Origin of the sequence: Arenibacter aquaticus, assembly GCF_003957295.1 — a bacterium.
GTDB lineage: Bacteria > Bacteroidota > Bacteroidia > Flavobacteriales > Flavobacteriaceae > Arenibacter > Arenibacter aquaticus.
In genome coordinates, this window is the sequence record NZ_RQPJ01000003.1 from 413,403 (window position 1) to 432,017 (window position 18,615).

Annotated in this window: 8 protein-coding genes and 1 pseudogene; all 9 read right to left on the bottom strand. The window is 38.8% G+C overall.

Annotation, left to right across the window (positions count from 1 at the left end; all coding sequences use genetic code 11):
- Window positions 1-3: 3 nt before the first annotated feature.
- Window positions 4-2,430, bottom strand: a complete 2,427-nt coding sequence (locus EHW67_RS08585) for a family 20 glycosylhydrolase (protein ID WP_158285105.1) — start codon at window positions 2,428-2,430, stop codon at window positions 4-6.
- 114 nt (window positions 2,431-2,544) lie between these two features.
- A complete protein-coding gene (locus tag EHW67_RS08590; protein WP_126161969.1) occupies window positions 2,545-3,297 on the bottom strand; it encodes a PKD domain-containing protein in 753 nt (250 codons plus the stop codon).
- Window positions 3,298-3,309: 12 nt separating this feature from the next.
- Window positions 3,310-4,848, bottom strand: a complete 1,539-nt coding sequence (locus EHW67_RS08595; RefSeq protein WP_126161970.1) for a SusD/RagB family nutrient-binding outer membrane lipoprotein — start codon at window positions 4,846-4,848, stop codon at window positions 3,310-3,312.
- Window positions 4,849-4,860: 12 nt separating this feature from the next.
- Entirely contained in the window at window positions 4,861-8,100 is a 3,240-nt protein-coding gene (locus EHW67_RS08600; protein WP_126161971.1) for a SusC/RagA family TonB-linked outer membrane protein, read from the bottom strand.
- Window positions 8,101-9,110: 1,010 nt separating this feature from the next.
- The gene (locus EHW67_RS08605; RefSeq protein WP_126161972.1) at window positions 9,111-10,574 is read right to left on the bottom strand and encodes a RagB/SusD family nutrient uptake outer membrane protein; all 1,464 of its coding nucleotides are present in this window, start codon (window positions 10,572-10,574) and stop codon (window positions 9,111-9,113) included.
- Between the two features lie 18 nt (window positions 10,575-10,592).
- Window positions 10,593-13,700: a SusC/RagA family TonB-linked outer membrane protein gene (locus EHW67_RS08610; RefSeq protein WP_126161973.1), complete on the bottom strand. Its 3,108-nt coding sequence runs from the start codon at window positions 13,698-13,700 to the stop codon at window positions 10,593-10,595.
- Window positions 13,701-14,473: 773 nt separating this feature from the next.
- A complete protein-coding gene (locus EHW67_RS08615; RefSeq protein WP_126161974.1) occupies window positions 14,474-16,264 on the bottom strand; it encodes a sodium:solute symporter family protein in 1,791 nt (596 codons plus the stop codon).
- A gap of 2 nt (window positions 16,265-16,266) precedes the next feature.
- Entirely contained in the window at window positions 16,267-18,000 is a 1,734-nt protein-coding gene (locus EHW67_RS08620) for an N-acetylmuramic acid 6-phosphate etherase (RefSeq protein ID WP_126161975.1), read from the bottom strand.
- 87 nt (window positions 18,001-18,087) lie between these two features.
- Window positions 18,088-18,417: pseudogene (locus EHW67_RS08625) on the bottom strand (sulfatase/phosphatase domain-containing protein); the annotation flags it as partial.
- Between the last annotated feature and the right edge of the window lie 198 nt (window positions 18,418-18,615).

Consider the following 18,615-nt stretch of genomic DNA (forward strand, 5'->3'; position numbering starts at 1 on the left):
TGATTAATAAGCTCTTACTTCTACGATATGCATTGAACTATTAGCAGTATTACTTAGCATATTGACCCTAATAAATTTCGCCTTGGTTTTGGTAAATTCGTCTATATAGCCATTCTCAGTAGCTACTTCCCCATTGGAAGTCCTATCTACTATTAGTTCCCAATCTTTGCCATTTACAGAAGCTTCCACCGTATAACCATATACCCTATTACCGTCCCAATAGGTATAAAGTTGAATACTACTTATTACTGTTTCCTGATCCAAATCTATAATTACGCTAGTGGCTTCATTACTATTATCCCAATACCCATCAATATCCACAAAACCATCTATGGCTTTGTCTAAATTTATTCCAGATCCGGTACCACGGTCTACAGCCACTATTTTCTTAGCTGTAGTAATATTTTTTTCGTAATTCTTTTTTACAAACTTGTTTTCATATAATTTACCATATGGCACTCCATCAAAAAAACAACTTGCTTTTAGGTCCATTGAACTATTTATTAGAACATTACCTTGATAACGTTTAGAGTTCATCGTGGGCCTGCTCCCATCCGTTGTATACCTTATTTCAGATTGATCCTTTAAATTTTTCAATTCCAGTTCTACTTCGTCTATAAACTCTACACGATTTCTTTTACTATTAATATCCCTTAGTGGAATTGTATCCCCAACAATCTTGGATTTAATGGCGTTTACTTCGTATTTAGCAACTTTATACCCTATAGACAGACCTTTTGAATTAAAAACCCCTATCCTCGCAGAGAAATTATTATCCAACTCCAAAACTTTAGGCAACTGTGGTGAAGAAAACGTAGGCATGGAGCCATCTGTTGTATATGTTAATTTAGTGTCCGCAAGTATGGGTTTAAATTTTACCTTCGCCTTATCCGAAAATTCATTTTCCCTGTTAAAATATATCCCTTCATATTCCGGCTCATTAAACCCTTCCCTTTCAACATTTACCGGAAAAATCAGTTTTGTATACAAATCATCCACAATATGGGCCCGCTCATTGTAATCTTCATAGCTTTTCTTCCCCTCCCCATTCCAAAAAACTTCACTAATAGCCGAAACCCTTTTATGGATACTCGCTATCTGCTCTTCTTCACTCATTTCCCATGAGCACAATTGACCTCCTAAAATTGGGGTACTTTTATCTAGCTGTATAGGGTTAAAATAAGCAGGGGTTGCATTCCAATGATTTTCCCATCGATGTAGGTTCCAGTTATAAATATACTCCTTTGTCCAACGCCATCCGGGTGTAACATAGGCTGGTTTCCATGAGGCGTTTATTATCGTATATCCATTTTTAAGTAAACTTTCAGGTCTCTGATAAGCCGTTTCCCAAGCAAAAACGATCATATCTTTCGGTATTTTGACCTTTCTACTTCCCTCACCGGAAAAACTCTCCCAAACAAGCGTTTTTTTTCCGTGTTTTTTTACTACTTCATGCATTTTTACCAAGAAATCCAAGTAGACATCATGGGCATTATCAAAATCATTTTTAGCAACATGGGCTTTTGTAGCCTCTTTTTTTTGAAACTCTCCCAACCAAGCCTCATCTCCACCAATATGAAAATAGGGTGAGGTGTAAAAAACATCCATCATTTCTTTCATTATGGTTTCCATTGCCCTATACACCTCATCCTTGGTCATATCTACCACCCCTAAATTAGACGGTCCAAATAGCTCTGGCATAGCTTTTCGCATTGCTGTTGTATGTCCGGGAGCATCAAATTCTGGAATTATTACAACACCTCTTTTTGTTGCAAAATCTACCAAATATTTTAATTCATCCAAACTATAATGCCGGCCCTTGGTCGGCAAATTTGGATATGTGGTAGAAGGAAAAGTAAAAGACTGATCATCTGTAAGATGTATTTGTAAGTACCTAATTTTATACCAACGGCATAATTCTACCACCTGTTTAACTGTTTCAATACTGTGCCATTGACGGGCCACATCCAACATTACCCCCCTGTATTCAGATGTTGGCTTATCTTTTATTTCACATAAAGGGAAGATTAGACCGGCTTTTTTGGGTTTAGCCAATTGCAAAACAGAAGTTACCCCCATACACACTGCGTTATAACTTCCCCCTTTTACGGTTACATTAGCCTTGGTTACAATTATATTGAATTCTTCTTCAGCTAAAGAATTATCTATATCCAAAAATATATCAGCTTTACCCTCTTTTGCTTTTACTCTAATTTGGTACAACTTATATAAATCTTGTGCCATTAGATCCGCAACAGCGGATACCTTTTGATTCTTAAAGCCAACCCTTACTACTTCATCCAGATATAATTCACCTTCATTCAACTTTATTTCCTTTGGGTGAGGCACTATAGTTATCCTTTCCTGAGCAAAGTTTGTTGTAATAAAAATCAGGAAGGCTATTATGACTAGTGTAGTTTTAATATTCATCAATTTCATAATGTTTTACTGTTATAGTATAAAAAAGGCATAACAAAGAGCATTCTAAAATCAGAAACCTGAACTTCAATTGCTCAATCCTTTGCTATGCCTATTTAAAAGTGTTTATTTTTGACGGGCAATTAAAACTTTTTCCGTTAAAGCTTCTTCATCCCAATTTAGACCATCGCCTTCAAAAAGCTCCACATATTCTAAAGAAATAGCTTGAGTTTCTGCATTATATCTTCCCCTGCCCTGCACAAAAACACGATCATGGTATCCAAAGCCATCAATGGTATACATATATTGTAAGGGTATGGTTAAAACTCCGTCTTCCTCTACAATAACTTTTGCAAAATCATTTGTGCCATCAAAAGTGGCATACCCCCAACTCTTGTATAGCTCTCTATTAGCTTTTAGAACATTTCCAAACAGAAAGGCATTTTCACCGTTGACCAAAGTTGCAGTTGTTGTAAATTCATATTTTGAACCTCCTGAAGCTGCTTGAAAAACCCCTTGATATTCACCTGAAAAATCGGTTGAGTTGGCCGTTGCTCCTTGTAAAAAAATCTGGGTAGAATCTATGGCCGCTTTAAAATAACCTTTTGAGTAAGCGGTATATCGTATCTTCCACGCCCCGGGTAGCTCATACTCATGCTCTGGTTCCCTGTCAGTACTAATATTACCGTCACCAAATTCCCATAGGTATTCTTGAGCATTGGTAGAATTATTGGAGAAACGAACAACATAGCCATTTGTTTCCTCTAAATCAATGTTTGCCACAGGGGCATCTATATTGAGGTCGTAATCTTCGTATTTATCACATGCAACCAAAATAAATATGGCCAACACATATAATGTAATTATGGATTTTTTCATTTGTTTTACTATTTAGTTGTAGATAAATTTATATACTACTGGTTCCTCATAAGCAGCAGCTGTTGTAACAGTAATATCCTTGGCAAACCACATGTTGCCCCACAAGTTTTTGGTTAACTGAGGTGCTATAGTTTCAAAATTAGGATTACCCCCACGCATGTTATGTGAGTATGGGATTCTATCTGGATATCCATTTTCTATTGAAAAACCTATACTAACCCATTTCAATCCAGAAAAACCAGATCTTCTGATCATTGCAAAGGTGTTCAGGGCCTGGTGAAATTGTTCTATGTAGCGCTGTGTTATAATTTGTTCTTGTGCCCTTGAGGAATCAAAAGCGACAAAAGGAAGGGCTAGGTATTGATCTACTGTTCCTTGATCTGTAACGCCCCATTTTTCCATTGATGCCTTAACACCTTCTACATATATATCAGCAACATTGCTACCTACGTTATATCCCTTGCTAGCAGCCTCTGCTTTAATAAATAACACCTCGCCATATGTCAATACATCAATTGGCCTAGAATAATCCAATGATATAGCATCACCCACCGTGGACACATCGTTTATCTGAAAAGAGTTAAATGGACTTAAAACCGCTGGCGGCACACCTTGATATTCATATTCTGTCCATACTCCAGCCGTAACGGAATCGACAGATTTTTTAGTAGCGTTCAACATAATTGTACGCCTTGGATCATTATTGGCACATAGCAAATCTACTAAGGTGGTACTAACCGCCCTTACCTGACCATTGTTAGTTTGTTGAACAAAAATTGAAGTGTTAACTCCTGAGGTCTCCCCTATGAATTTCACACCAACATTGTCCAAATTGTCTTCCAAAACCGGGTAGGTATCCGGATTTTGAAAAATTTCTTCCAAACCAGCCTTTGCCACATCTGCTGCAGATTCGGACATTCTAAGCAACAATCGTGCTCGTAAAGAATTGGCAAACTTTTTCCATTTAAGCATATCCCCTTGACAAAAAATATCTGAAGCTCCATCTATATCGGCTACACCTGGTTCCAACTCAATTTTAGCATCTGCCTCTTTAAGTTTAGCCACCAAATCATTATAAATACTTTCTTGGGTGTCGAACTTTGGGTATAAAATGTTTTCGTCCATTGCCTTTAAAGCTTCACTATATGGTATATCACCGTACATATCCGTGAAATATGAAAAAACCCATGTCTTCATAATTATTGCTACTGCCTCATAATTTGCATGTTCATCACTAACCGCTTGCTTCCTCAGTAATTCCAAATTGTTTAAGACCGCTGTCTGATTATTAAAGAATGCATCCGTATTCCAATCAATGTCATAAGTTTGTTCACTATACCCTAATTTGGCATGGTACTGTACCCAATTTAAGGTTGTAAACACATTGTTGTCATCTAAAAGCGTATGGGTTATAGTGCGCTGCGCTGCCAACAATATTGATTGAGAAGATGCCTTAACTGGATTATTGGGATCAATATTCATTTCATCAAAGCCATCTGTACAAGCTGCTGTTCCAATAATACATGTAAATAGATATATTAATTTTTTCATATCTTTTTAAGATTAAAATTTAACATTTACTTTAAAGCCAATTCTTAGGGCCGCTGGCAGTGCTCCGTTTTCCAAACCAGTACCTGCATTGTTTCTCCCAAGGGACACTTCAGGATCTAGATTAGGTATATCACTTTTTAATACCGCTAAATTGTACCCTACCAAAGAAAGACTAGCTCCTTTAAAATATTTAAATGGCTCTAGTTGTTTTTTTGAAAGTCTATAAGATATGGACACATCCTGCAACTTAATATAACTAGCATCGAAAAGGTGTTCTTGGTGAATACCAGAAACCCATTTGTAATAAGCCTGTGCTTCCATATAGGTGTCATTTTCAACATACCCGGTTACGTTACCGTTAACGTCCTTCACTTCTTTAACACCTTCTGCCCTTACTCCTCCACCTTGAGCTACCGGCAATCTCTTCTCCACTCCCCTATCATTTAGACCAACAGTCTCTTTGAGCAACCCTCTATTCATGTTAATGACATTGGACATGGAGTATATTTTGCCTCCAAATCTTGCACTGATGGTGGAACTTAACCTAAGGTTTTTATACCTAAAGGAGTTGGTTACACCCCCTAACCAATCTGGTTGTGCATTACCTAAATATTGATCCCAATCCATATCCGGATAATCTTGGGAGCGGTATGGTCTGCCGTCATCCATAATTATATTTTTACCCTCCGGGTTTTTCACATAGCTATAACCATATATCTCCCCATATTTCTCACCTTCCGTAACCCTAACTTCCAAGTTGCTCCAGCCTGTTCTAATAAATTCTATGTCTTCGTGTAGGTCTACCAACTTATTTTCATTCTTGGAGGCGTTGACCACTAAATTCCATTGAAAGTCACCGGCCTTTACAGGAATGGTGTTCAGCATTAACTCTACCCCTTTATTTTGGACATCACCAGCGTTGATGGTAGCCCTGGAAAAACCGGAGGACCTGGGAATACCTACAGTAACAATTTGATTACGGGTATTGGTTTTATAGTAGGCAAAATCAATATTAAAGCGATTGTTGAAAAAATTCAACTCGGTTCCAAATTCTATAGAATTTGTGCGTTGTGGCTTTAAACTTGTAGGAGGTAGTACTGTTGTAAAGGAGTTGGTCTGCTGTCCGTCCCAGTCCAACCCAGAGCCAAAGGTCCCTGACAATTGGTAGGGGGCAGTGTCCGAACCAACTTGTGCCCAACTTGCCCTAAGCTTACCATAGTTAAATAAGTCCGATTTTAGGTTTAATGCTTCACTAAACAATAATGATAACGAAGTAGACGGATAAAAATAAGACCTATTCTCCTTTGGAAGTACCGAAGACCAATCGTTTCTACCCGTAACATCTAAGTACAAATAATCCCTATATCCAACAGAAAAAAGTCCAAAAATACTTTGGGTTTCTTTTTCCGTATATCCTTGGTTTACCGGCTTGTCCCCTAATCCATTGTTCAAGGTTGCCAATCCCGGGGTAGCTAATTCCTGGACATTGGCATTCCAAGAATTAGAATAGGTCTCCCTTTTGTTTGCTCCTAAGGTATATGAAAAGTCAAAATCTTCGGAAAAGTCCTTTTTCCCATAAACTAGAAGATCATAATTATTTTCAGTAAATGTATTTGCACTTACACTGTAAGCACCATTATCATAAAAATTACCAGAATTCGTTTTCGCCAAATCTATTTCACTAAACGACCTGTACTCCGTATTGTTTATTGTCTTTGAAATTGAAACCTTAGCTTCCATCCATTCGTTCACGGTATAGCGAAGCCCAATTCTTCCGACCACATTTCTTCTTTTATAACTATTAAAATCTTCTTTTAAAATCCAATACGGGTTATCAAAGCCCGTAAAAACAACTTGAGAGCCATCAGCCCTTTTGTGGGGAACAGAATTTATATACCTTATATCATAATTTATGGGCAAACGCATTAAATTTTGAGTGATGCCTGTCCCCCAACCCGGAACTCTATTATCACTACTGCTCTCTATGTAGTTTACCATCATCTCTGCCTTCCACTTATCCGATAAATTGGCCAGCAAATTAGAATTAACACTGGTTCTTGACTCATCCGTTTCCGGGGTCATTCCAGACTCTTGGGAATTCTTCAAAGAGATACGCCCGTAACCCGCTTCACCTCCGAAGGATACAGATACGTTGTGATCCTGAATAATACCGGTTCTCAAAAACTCCTCTACGTTATTTTTGTGGGGCAGCCAGGGTAAAGGCACTAGAGTGTTGTTTATCTTAGGTGAGCCAAATTGCGGTAAATAGGTATTCCCATCAAATTGGGGCCCCCAAGAATCATGTGTAAGTTCATTTGTCCCCGGGTTATTCCTGTCGCCAGTATACTCATATATGCCATTATTACCCGCCCCATACCTTGTTTGAAAATCTGACCTTATCACTGGATTAGAAAAAGTAGCATTATAGCTGTAATCAATACCTACACCCTTTCGGACACCCTTTCCTTTTTTTGTAGTAATCAATATTACTCCGTTTGCAGCCCTGGATCCATATAGAGCTGTAGAACTGGCTCCCTTCAAGATGGAAATTTCTTCTATGTCCTCTGGGTTCACCTTGGAAATTGGATCTCCCCAATCTATTTTTCCTTGACTTCGCCATCCATCCCAGAAAGATTGTTTATCAACCTCTTCATTATAGAACGGCACGCCATCGATAACAAAAAGTGGCAAATTGTTACCACTTAAGTTTGTATTACCTCTTATTGTGATATTGGATGACCCACCCATTCCGGAAGTACCTCCAGTGATAAATACTCCTGCAGCCTTACCAGATAGTGATTTTACAAGGTTGGGCTCAGCAGTAATCGCAAGCTCTTCTGCCTTAATAGTCTGAATTGCATAACCGACTGATTTTTTTTCCCTTTTTATTCCAAGGGCCGTAACGACCACTTCAGAAAGAACATCTGAATCTGGCTGTAATGAAACCATCAACTGGTCTCCATCACCTACAACTATTTCTTGGGAAACATAGCCTACATAGGAAAAGCTTATAGTCTTCCCCTTGGCCACCAACAGGGAAAATTCACCATCGTCATCTGTCATCGTTCCAGTTTCGGTTCCTTTCACATAAACATTTACATAGGGTAAAGGAAGATTGTTCTCGTCCAAAACAACACCTGAAACGGACAACTCTTCTTGGTTGGTATCCTGCGCCGGTACGTATCCCACGATTAGTAGCTGGAAAATTAGTGCAAGAAACGTACTCTTGCGCAAAAACATTTTTTTTCTCATAATTATTGGGTTTCTAGTTATTTATTTTTTAAGCTTCTGGTAAATTGAGTAAATCACTTTTTTTTCATTGAATTCTTTTAGAGGTTTAAAAATTAATATTGATCATTTAACGATGTTGGATATCACTCATTTAGATATCCCGTGCCCTAATATGAGGTCCACATTTTCATATCCAGAATCCTTTTCCAAAAAAATAGTTGGTTGGATTTTCCCTAATATTTGATGTTAAAATTAGAATTGAACCTAAAAAAGTAATAGTACCTAAATCTCAAATACTTATAATATTGTGTTCCAACAGAAGTATTTATGGGTGTTTATGCAGATTTATATAAAAAGTAAACGCCTTTAAATATTAACTAAAGGTTACGGCCCATAACATACAATTCAGCTGAATATTTCTTGATCGGTGCATAAAAAAATGCTTATAACCAATATGAGCTATAAGCATTCAAATTAATGGGTTATTTTAGTATCCCTGAACATAACAATATACAACCCGGTATTGGTACTATTGTAAGATTTTCCTACCTTAAAAATAATTGCTATTGTTGATGTTATCCTACGAACATACCTATCTGTGGTAGCTACTTAATGGCTATTAATGGCATTAACAATAGTTTCTAAATTTATCCCTTAACGACCAATTCAATGTTATACCTGTAATATCTGTTAGCATCAAAATAATTAAATAAATGCACTTCTTTTGACTCCTTTTCGGTTTCCAAACTATGGACCACCTCTCAAAACCCAATACATTATCTGGCTCATATCCGTCAATGATATATCTGATTAATTGTAAAATGGCCCATCTATTATTGTATGCACAAACCACTAAACTAAAAAGAACGCTAATGGCCCTTTTATATCCGTAGAATGAGATTCTCCTACGAAAAAAACCATGAACGCTCTTTTTTTAAATTATCATTTAAGTCCGTAGACTTCCTCGGGCAACCTATTTACCCACAAAGGCAGGCAGGTTCAAATCTCGATTATTGCCAAAGTTGTTCGGCCTACCAATTGGGGTTATTGGGAGCCAAATTTGGATTGATATCTATTTCGCTTTGCGGTATGGGCCAAAGCTCGTTCTTTCCGGCCACAAAACTGTATCCTTTAGCGGTCAGTACTTCGGCAGCTTTGCCCCAACGGACCAAATCAAAATAACGCTTCTGTTCGAAACACAATTCTACCCTTCTTTCATGATATAAGGCCTCTCTCATTTGCTCTTTAGAAATATCCGCATCAATGGTGGGTACTTTGGCCCGTATCCGAACAGGGTTAATAAAATTAACGGCTTCGGAGGTACGATCAAGCTCATTCAAAGTTTCCGCTTTTAGCAAAAGAATATCGCCCAAACGTATCACAACATAATTATTATCTACAAAATAAGGAGTCCCGGCGGTATACTCATCAAAGGCCACCAAGCCTTTCCTACAGTTATAACCAGTAGGCGACCATTCTTTTTTATACATATCGCCGCTAAACATGTCGCCATCACGTAGAATTGAAGCTTCCAATCTGATATCTCCAGGTTCAAACTCGTCTACCAAATCTTGGGTAGGCAACATGAATCCTATCCCTCCCCAATCTATATCGGAGGATCTTGGAGACATCCATCCGTTCCTGTTATACCCTTCACGGTCACTAGCGCCTCCTGTCTGAAAGTTCACCTGAAAAATCACTTCTTCGTTGGTTTCGTTTCCTATGCCAAAAATGCCTGAAAAGTCATCAGATAGTTCATAACCATAATCGTTTATTACACTACTGAGCAACGGATCGGCCTCTGTCCATTTTTTCTGAAAAACATAGGCTTTGGCCAAAAGCGCCTTTGCCGCTCCTTCAGTGGCCCGACCCAGATCATTGTCTGGGAGCTCGGCAGGCACCTTGAGCCCCTCCACTGCTTCTTTTAAGTCTCCTTCGATAAAAGCCCATACCTCGGGAGCAGGGCTTCTTGCGATATCATAATCTTCTGGACTATTGGGTTCCATTACAATTGGCAGATCGCCAAATCGTGTAACCAAATCAAAATAACACAAGGCCCTAAGGAACTTGGCCTCGGCCAACAGTCCTTTTTTAACATCGGCATCAATACTTTCCTCCCCCATTTCCTGAATTTTCTGAATCGCCAAGTTGGCCCTAAATACGGGCACAAAATATGCTTTCCATTTATCCACAAAAATATGATTGTCGGCCGAAGCGATAAATTTCTGTACCTGATCCATTCCCGGTTGATCGGAAGGACCGCCGCCCCCCTTTTCGGCATCATCGGTTTGTACATCTTCTACAATGGACATGGCACCGTAAACCGTATAACTTTGAATTCCGTCATAAATAGCGTTAACCGCTTGGGTTGCCTCCTCCGCGTTGGAATAAAAAGTGCCCACACTTAGCGAACCCAAGGGTTCCTTATCTAAAAAGGAATCGTCACATGCGAATAAGCCTAAAGCCAGTAAAGTGATATATATGTATTTCTTCATGGTTTCGTTTATTTAAAATTATAAGGATAAGTTTATACCCAGCACAAAAGAACTGGCCACGGGATATTTGGCCCTATCGACCCCTAGATCGGTTCTGGACCCCTTGGTCTGATACATTTCAGGATCAAAACCACGATAAGAGGTAAACGTATGCAGGTTTTCTGCACTGATATAAAAACGCAGACGTTCTACTTTTAGTTTTTCCAGAACACTTTCCGGTAAAGAATAGCCCAACTGAACATTTTTGATTCTCAAGAAAGATCCGTCCTCGATCATGCGGGACGAACTTCTGGTGTTTTGATTAATATCATCACGTGTAACCCTAGGCACGGAATTGGATGTACCTTCTCCAGTCCATCGATTTAAAATATAGGACCACTTGTTATATGGTTCCGAAGCTGTTTCCACCTGACGGATCATTCCGTTATAGATATCGTTACCATAAGAGCCATAAAGTCTCACACTAAAATCGAAATCCTTATAATTGGCCTGTGCATTCGCAGAAAAGGTAAAATCAGGATTGGGATCACCTATATACGTACGATCCTTATCGTCCAGAACACCGTCTTTGTTGGTATCTACAAACCTAATATCACCGGGCTCTGCATTGGGCTGTACCCCGTGCGCCGTAACATCAGCATTATTTTGAAAAAGTCCGTCCGCCACGTAACCAAAGAATTGGCTAATTGGTTTCCCTACCTCCGTACGGGTCCAACGTTCTCCAAGATACGCTTGATCACTCCAGATGTAATCCACGGTTCCAAGATCCTTAACCTCGTTCCTGATCTTGGTAAAGTTACCTCCAACATTGTATGTAAACTCCTTATATGAAGGAGATTGATAATCCACTGCCAACTCTATCCCGCTGTTCCTTATTTTACCTACATTGGTATAGGCAGTAGTAGAATAGCCCGATGTAGCCGGCGCAGGTAAAGTCAATAACATATCCTCTGTATCCTTTATGAAATAGTCTGCTGTGAACGTAACACTACTATTTAACATTTTTATATCAAGACCAAAGTTACTTTGAATTGTAGTTTCCCACGTTACGTTAGGGTTGGATGCAGCAGTAGGTGCGTATCCTGGTACAGTGGCCTGGGATGTTCCAAAAGGATAGTACACCAAGTCTAAGTTATTTGCCCATGGATAATTACTATAAATGTCTTGATTCCCCAATTTACCATAACTAGCCCTCAATTTAAAATAATTGACCACATCGGTATTTTTAAAGAAATCTTCTTCACTAGCAATCCATCCTGCAGAAACGGAAGGGAATGTCCCGAAGCGGTTAGATTCTCCAAAACGGGAAGAACCGTCCCTTCTTACATTGGCCTGAAAGAGGTATCGGTTTTTAAAGTTATAATTTAGTCTTCCTATATAGGACATCAGGGCATATTCCGAAGTAGTTCCGCTATTGTCCCTAGTACCGGTACCCGCTCCTAAATACCAAATATACTCTTGGTTGTTGGGAAAGTCCTTTCTACTGGCATTTAAAGTCTCATATATGTTTTCCTCTTTGGTAATGCCCCCTAAAACATCAAAACTGTGATCCTCGCCTAAATCAAAGGCGTAACTAACGGTGTTTTCCCATACCCAAGTGGTATATAAAGACGAGGTTTCAGATAATTGGTTCTGAATTGCCTGGGAGCTACCTTCAACATAAGTAGGATCAAAATCCTTTCCTTTAGAATACAAAAAATCATATCCAAAAGAACTCTTAAAAGTAAAATCGGAAACAGGAGTGTACTCCAAATAAGAATTCCCTAACATCCTGTAAGTTTTTCGCCTATCGAAATTCAACAACGCCAAACGCACCGGGTTTCCACCGTCTCCAACATACTCTGCCGGACCTATATTTCCGCCCCAATTTCCATTCTCATCTTTTACTGGTACCATAGGCCGTTCCCTTAACGCACCGAAAAGTACACTGGTCCAAGAATGATCATCGGGAACTACATCTTGAGTAGTGGTGGACAAGGATAAATTAGTGCCCACCTTGAATTTATCAGAAAATTTGGTGCTACCATTGATACGGGCCGATATTCTTTCAAACCCGCTACCAATAACGATTCCGTCTAATTGATAATAGCCTAAGGAAAATAAATAATCTGATATTTCGGATCCTCCCGAAAAAGTAAACTGGTGGTTTTGGATAGGCGCATTTCTGAATACCTCATCTTGCCAATTCGTATCGGTAGGATATGTTTGTCCTGGACCGTATTCGGCCGGATCTCCCCAAAACGCATCGTCTGGCAATCCAGAATTCCTATAAGCTTCCTTGGTGATCATGACATAGTCATGTGAATTCAAAACATCGATCTTATTGGCCGTCTGTTGAAAACCGTAATAACTTTCAACGTTAATTTTGGATACGCCTGCCTTTCCCTTTTTAGTAGTAACAATGATTACTCCGTTGGCCGCTCTGGCACCGTAAATTGCAGAAGCCGCAGCATCTTTTAGAATAGAGATGGAGGCAATGTCCGAAGGGTTAACGGAGCTAATTCCCGATTTTGTGGGAAATCCATCAATAACATATAAGGGATCGTTGTTGCCAAAGGTACCGGTACCCCGTATTCTAACAGCAATGCCACCACCTGGCTCCCCAGAATCGGCGGTAATCTGTACCCCCGCAACTTTTCCTTGAAGCGCTTGGGAAACCGTAGGAACCGAGCTCTCTTTTAGCACGTCTTCGCTAACAAAACCCACACTTCCGGTAAGATCCTTTACCTTTTGTTTGCCATATCCAACTACCATTACACCTTCCAACGAATTGGCCTCAGGCTCCATGTGAACCTGTATGTTAGACCCAGTTCCCACTGTAATTTCCTGGGTCTTATATCCCAAATAAGAAATAACCAATACGGCGCTTTCTGAAGGGAGCTCGATTTTAAAATTACCATCAAAATCTGTAGTGGTACCGTTCATGGTTCCCTTAATAACAACAGCCGCCCCTGGCAATGGGATACCTTGATCGTCCATAACACTTCCCACTACTGCCTGATCTTGTCCATCCGTAAAAAACGTCGGTTCATAATGGGCACTTGCGGAAGCCAAAAACGCCAGATAGCTGATTAAAAAGCCGAATATTCTAGCTTTAAAAACCATACATTTAATTTGTTTCAACATTGAATTAAAATTTTAAGTTAGCCAGGTTAAAAAACCCAATTGAATTAGTACTACAAACTAGTGATCACAACACTAAATTAGTATCACGTAAATGTATCTGCATGACAGCTTATAAAACTTATAATTGCGTATCAAATACTGAAAAAATAGTATCAAAAGCTTTGAAAAGCCCCTTAGTACATGGCGTTTTCCTTCGGCTGCCAGAAAAGGAGTAAAACAAAAAATTAGGATTTACCTGATAACCTAGTGATCCTTTTTATACGCTTTTGGAGTGTATCCATTAGTTTACTTGATGCATTTGAAGAAATAACCTGCTCCCTTTAAACCAGACAAGAAGAAAAATCTCCAATAGGTCGAATATTTCTTGATCCAGTAATTCTTTGGCCACTAGCTTTAAAAGATTCAGTAATATTATTGAGATTAAGTTCCGGTCAAAGCCTATACTGCCCGTAGCATCTGTGACCAATTTATATAAATTCTATAGGCATCATGTGTAGTTTTAATCTAAGCACTGATAATTATCTGTTATTTTTTGCAAAATGACAGAAGTTTATTAGTGCATATTGTAAATTATTGTGTATGTGGTTCCCCTAAAATCCTAAAGCTCCTGATCGACATCGAAGCATAATTCTCAGCGCATTATTATCATATGGTGGAGCGAATGACGGGTTACCACTTTGTAAGTGTAATTAGATATAAAACTATAATACTCCTTGATACTAATAGGATTAGTACTATTGAGTTTATGCCTTGGTGTATAATAACGAACTTGATTAGTCCATCTTAAGTCTTTTCCAAAGTTTCAGTAAGGCCCAAAGACTTAATCCTGTCAGCATCAACATTACAAAACCAAGCCTATAATCTCCTAAAATAAAATAGCCTATGGTAAAGAGCATTGAAAAGACCATAATACTTCCTAATACCATACATAAAATTGCCACTGGTACGTCCCATTCGCCAGAGCGGTCAAAATCCTTTAGTTGATCTTTTTCCATCTTGGCTATAATTTTTTTCCAACCTGGACCCCCAGGTCTAATCAATCGATAGAACGATTTTAAAGTTTCTTCGCTAGATGGGCTGGTTGCCAAAGTAACTCCAACCCATGCTACGGTAGTTATAAAAATTCCGATAAGAAGCTGATTAGAAGAAGATATTTCGGAAAAACCTACTCTAGTATGAATTAACTGAAAGTATATAGCCACAAAAAAAGATACAGTCATAGCTGTAATCTCACTCCAGGCATTTATTCTGTACCAAAACCATCTAAGAATAAATAATAGTCCCGTGCCCGCCCCAATTTGAAGAAGTATATTAAAAGCCTGTAATGCACTACTTAAAAATAATGCCAAAACAGCCGCAAAAAACATTAGCATAACAGTACTTACTCTTGCCGCCACAACTAATTCTTTGGAAGACGCTTTGGGCCGTATAAACCTTTGATAAAAGTCGTTTATCATATAAGAGGATCCCCAGTTCAAATGAGTGGAAATTGTTGACATAAATGCGGCAATCAATGATGTTAAAACCAATCCCAAAAGCCCGGAAGGCAAATATGTGAGCATGGCCGGATAGGAAAGGTCATCTTTGATTACGGAGGAATCTACATTTGGAAAGGCTCTAGCCAAGTCGGATAGATCAGGAAAGATAACTAAGGAAGCCAAGCCAATCAAAATCCAGGGCCATGGACGTATAGCATAATGCACTATATTAAAGAGTAGGGTGGCCCACACTGCATTCTTTTCATCCTTGGCAGAAAGCATACGTTGGGCAATATAACCTCCCCCTCCAGGTTCGGCTCCTGGATACCACACGCTCCACCACTGAACTGCAATAGGTATCACAAACACAGTAATCAGCATTTCAGTATTCGAAAAACTAGGTAATATATCTAATTTATCCTTTACATTGTCATGGGCTAGCAAATTTTGCAATCCACCAATTTCGGGTAAATCAACAATTACTATTGTTGCCCAAATAGAGCCTATCATGGCGATAAAAAATTGAATAAAATCTGTTATCAAGACTCCCTTTAATCCGCCCAGAGAACTATAAACTACTGTTACTAGAGAGGCAATAAACAAAGTTTGAACGGGTGATAAACCTAGCAGTACTCCAGATATTTTAATAGCCGCCAAGGATACAGTAGCCATTATGACAATATTGAAGAAAAAACCTAGATAGAGGGCTCTAAACCCCCTTAAAAAAGCCGCTTCTTTACCGCTGTATCTCAATTCATAAAATTCAAGATCCGTTAACACTTTTGACCTTCGCCATAATTTAGCATATAGAAAAACCGTAAGCATACCGGTCAATAAAAATGCCCACCAAATCCAATTTCCCGCTATTCCATTGTTCCTGACTATATCAGCGACCAAGTTAGGAGTATCAGCAGAAAAGGTAGTGGCCACCATAGATATACCAAGAAGCCACCAAGGCATAGAACGACCTGACAAGAAGTATTCAGAGGTATTTTTCCCTGCTTGTTTAGCAACAATCACCCCTATTGCCAAAGAGACAACAAAAAACAAGCCTATTATAATCCAATCTATCGCTTCTAACACCATCTTTATACCTCCTCTTTAATTCTCTTGATCACATCGCCCAAATGCATATCGGCATCTTTCAACCTTTCCAAGGCCTCATTATCACTCATATTATATAATTCTTTAAGAATAGCCTTAGCTCTTTCAACCAGTTTATCATTGGAACAAACTACATCAACCATTTGAGAACCAACGACCTTCCCTAATCTTATCATTAAACTAGAAGAAAAGAAATTCAACACTTTTTTGGTTGCTGTTCCAGCCTTCATACGCGTTGATCCAGCGATAAGTTCCCTCCCTGAATTTAGTGGGATTACGTAATCTAAAAAGGGCAAAATTACATTCATGGGCTCAACTTGAATAATTGTGGTCAATGCTCCTTTGGCCTTGGCCAAAGCCAAGGCGGATTGCACGTAATAAGCCGTTCCGCTTGCAGAGATTCCTATTACCACATCATTTGAATTAATATTCAGCAACAACATTTCCGGAACAGAACTGGCATCCTCTTCAAAATCGGATTCGATTTCTATTCCCGAATCCGATATTCCCCCTGCGACCAAGGTAACTATCCTATCTTCTGGCAAACCATAGGTACAAGGTATTTCAACACCGTCCATGGCAGCAATACGTCCACTTGTACCCGCACCGACATAAATAATGCGACCACCATTTTGGATTTTGCCTACAGATGAATCGACAACCTCAGCAATAATTCCAAGGCTATTTTCCAATTGAAGACCGGCCTCTTGCTCCACATCCCAGAGTTTCTTAATAATTTCTGAACTACTCATTCTTTCCAGATGAAACTCTCTATCATAAGGTATTTCCGTTTCGAGTTTTCTATATTCGTAGTTTACTTTAGTCTTAGCTGCCACCAACTCTCCCTGCGCCAAGGCCAAATTCCCTATCAACTGCAAATTATTACCTTCATGAGCAATCCTTATATTTACTGGTTTATCGAATACATTAAAAGGGTTAGATAAATGATTAATTATTTCCCGATTCAGTGCAAAGTCGGAATCACGTGCTGCGTCTACCAATCCTCCACATAATATAACTTCATCAAGGCCATAAATGATAGCCGCAGTTTTAATTATAGCTGCTAGATTTTGGAAATAGGATTCACGTTCAGCATAATACTTTTGGTTACTAAGAACCATAGAAAGGTCATTATTATCATCTAGACTAGCCAAACGTGATGCACTGGCCAGGTAATTATACTTACTATCAATAAAATCAATTTCACCAAGTAAGGGGAGCATTTTTCCTGGTCGCCATCTTCTACCATTACGCCATATACTAAAACCGAGACCTGTACCTATAGGCATAATACCAACAGTTTTATTGCCATTTAGATAACCTATTTCTGCCAACCCAATGGCCGCTGCGTCAGCATCATTTATTAAGCTAATAGGGCACTGGAACCTACTTTTAAGTTCTTTTTTGCATTCGGCGCTCTTAAGTATGTTCAAATGCGGGCCGGCACTTATTAATCGAGTCCCGTGGTAATCTACAATGCCAGCGGTTGAAATCCCGATACTCTGAATATCGTCTAATGTTGAATCAAAAAGAGAAAATAATTCTGTCAGTGAATCCATGACTTCAATAACTTTAGTATTTTCATGCAACGGACTTTTAACCTTTTTTACTTGAAAGCTTACGTCAGCTTTATTTGCTGACCTTTTGTCAAAATTGTAATTATCTACCAAAGTTCCTTTAATCCAAGTTCCTCCAATATCGATTCCTATGTACTTCATCTATTTTATTATAAATGCTTAAATGTTGATTAGGCATGATCTCCATTTGCCATCATCAGTCAATTTTATGAAAAACGGTATCATTTTCTAATTAAAAGAAAACAATCCTGAAGGTGTTCGTGCCGCCTCAAACAATTCTTCCATTTTCTCAACAATTAAAGGATTGTCATCAGCGACATTATTTTCCTCCAATATGTCCAATTGCAGGTCATATAATTCTATAGAATCATCTCTGTCTTTGAACACTTCGTTTTTAACTGCTTTCCAGTTTCCTATTCTTAGCGCCTGTTTACCTCCCATTTCATGAAATTCCCAATACAAATAGTCCTGTGTTTCTTGTTTTTCAGTGCTCCCTAAAAGCGTCGGAAGAAATGAAATACCATCTACATATTCCGGAACTTCTACGCCGGTTATTTTGGATAAAGTTGGTAAAACATTCTAAAAAATATAAATATGGTCCATTATGCTCTTTGCCTTAATTTTCCCTGGCCACTTTACAATCATCGGAACACGGATGCCTGCTTCATTTAAATCGCGTTTAAAACCTCTAATAAGTCAGTTGCCCCAAAAAAAGCTCAGTAAAAGGCGCAAAGAAAGATATGGTCTAAGTCCCTA

Coding starts and splice junctions, on each gene's coding strand:
- EHW67_RS08600 (WP_126161971.1), bottom strand. CDS start 8,100: ATGAGAAAAAAAATGTTTTTGCGCAAGAGTACGTTTCTTGCACTAATT.
- EHW67_RS08605 (WP_126161972.1), bottom strand. CDS start 10,574: ATGAAGAAATACATATATATCACTTTACTGGCTTTAGGCTTATTCGCA.
- EHW67_RS08595 (WP_126161970.1), bottom strand. CDS start 4,848: ATGAAAAAATTAATATATCTATTTACATGTATTATTGGAACAGCAGCT.
- EHW67_RS08610 (WP_126161973.1), bottom strand. CDS start 13,700: ATGTTGAAACAAATTAAATGTATGGTTTTTAAAGCTAGAATATTCGGC.
- EHW67_RS08615 (WP_126161974.1), bottom strand. CDS start 16,264: ATGGTGTTAGAAGCGATAGATTGGATTATAATAGGCTTGTTTTTTGTT.
- EHW67_RS08585 (WP_158285105.1), bottom strand. CDS start 2,430: ATGAATATTAAAACTACACTAGTCATAATAGCCTTCCTGATTTTTATT.
- EHW67_RS08590 (WP_126161969.1), bottom strand. CDS start 3,297: ATGAAAAAATCCATAATTACATTATATGTGTTGGCCATATTTATTTTG.
- EHW67_RS08620 (WP_126161975.1), bottom strand. CDS start 18,000: ATGAAGTACATAGGAATCGATATTGGAGGAACTTGGATTAAAGGAACT.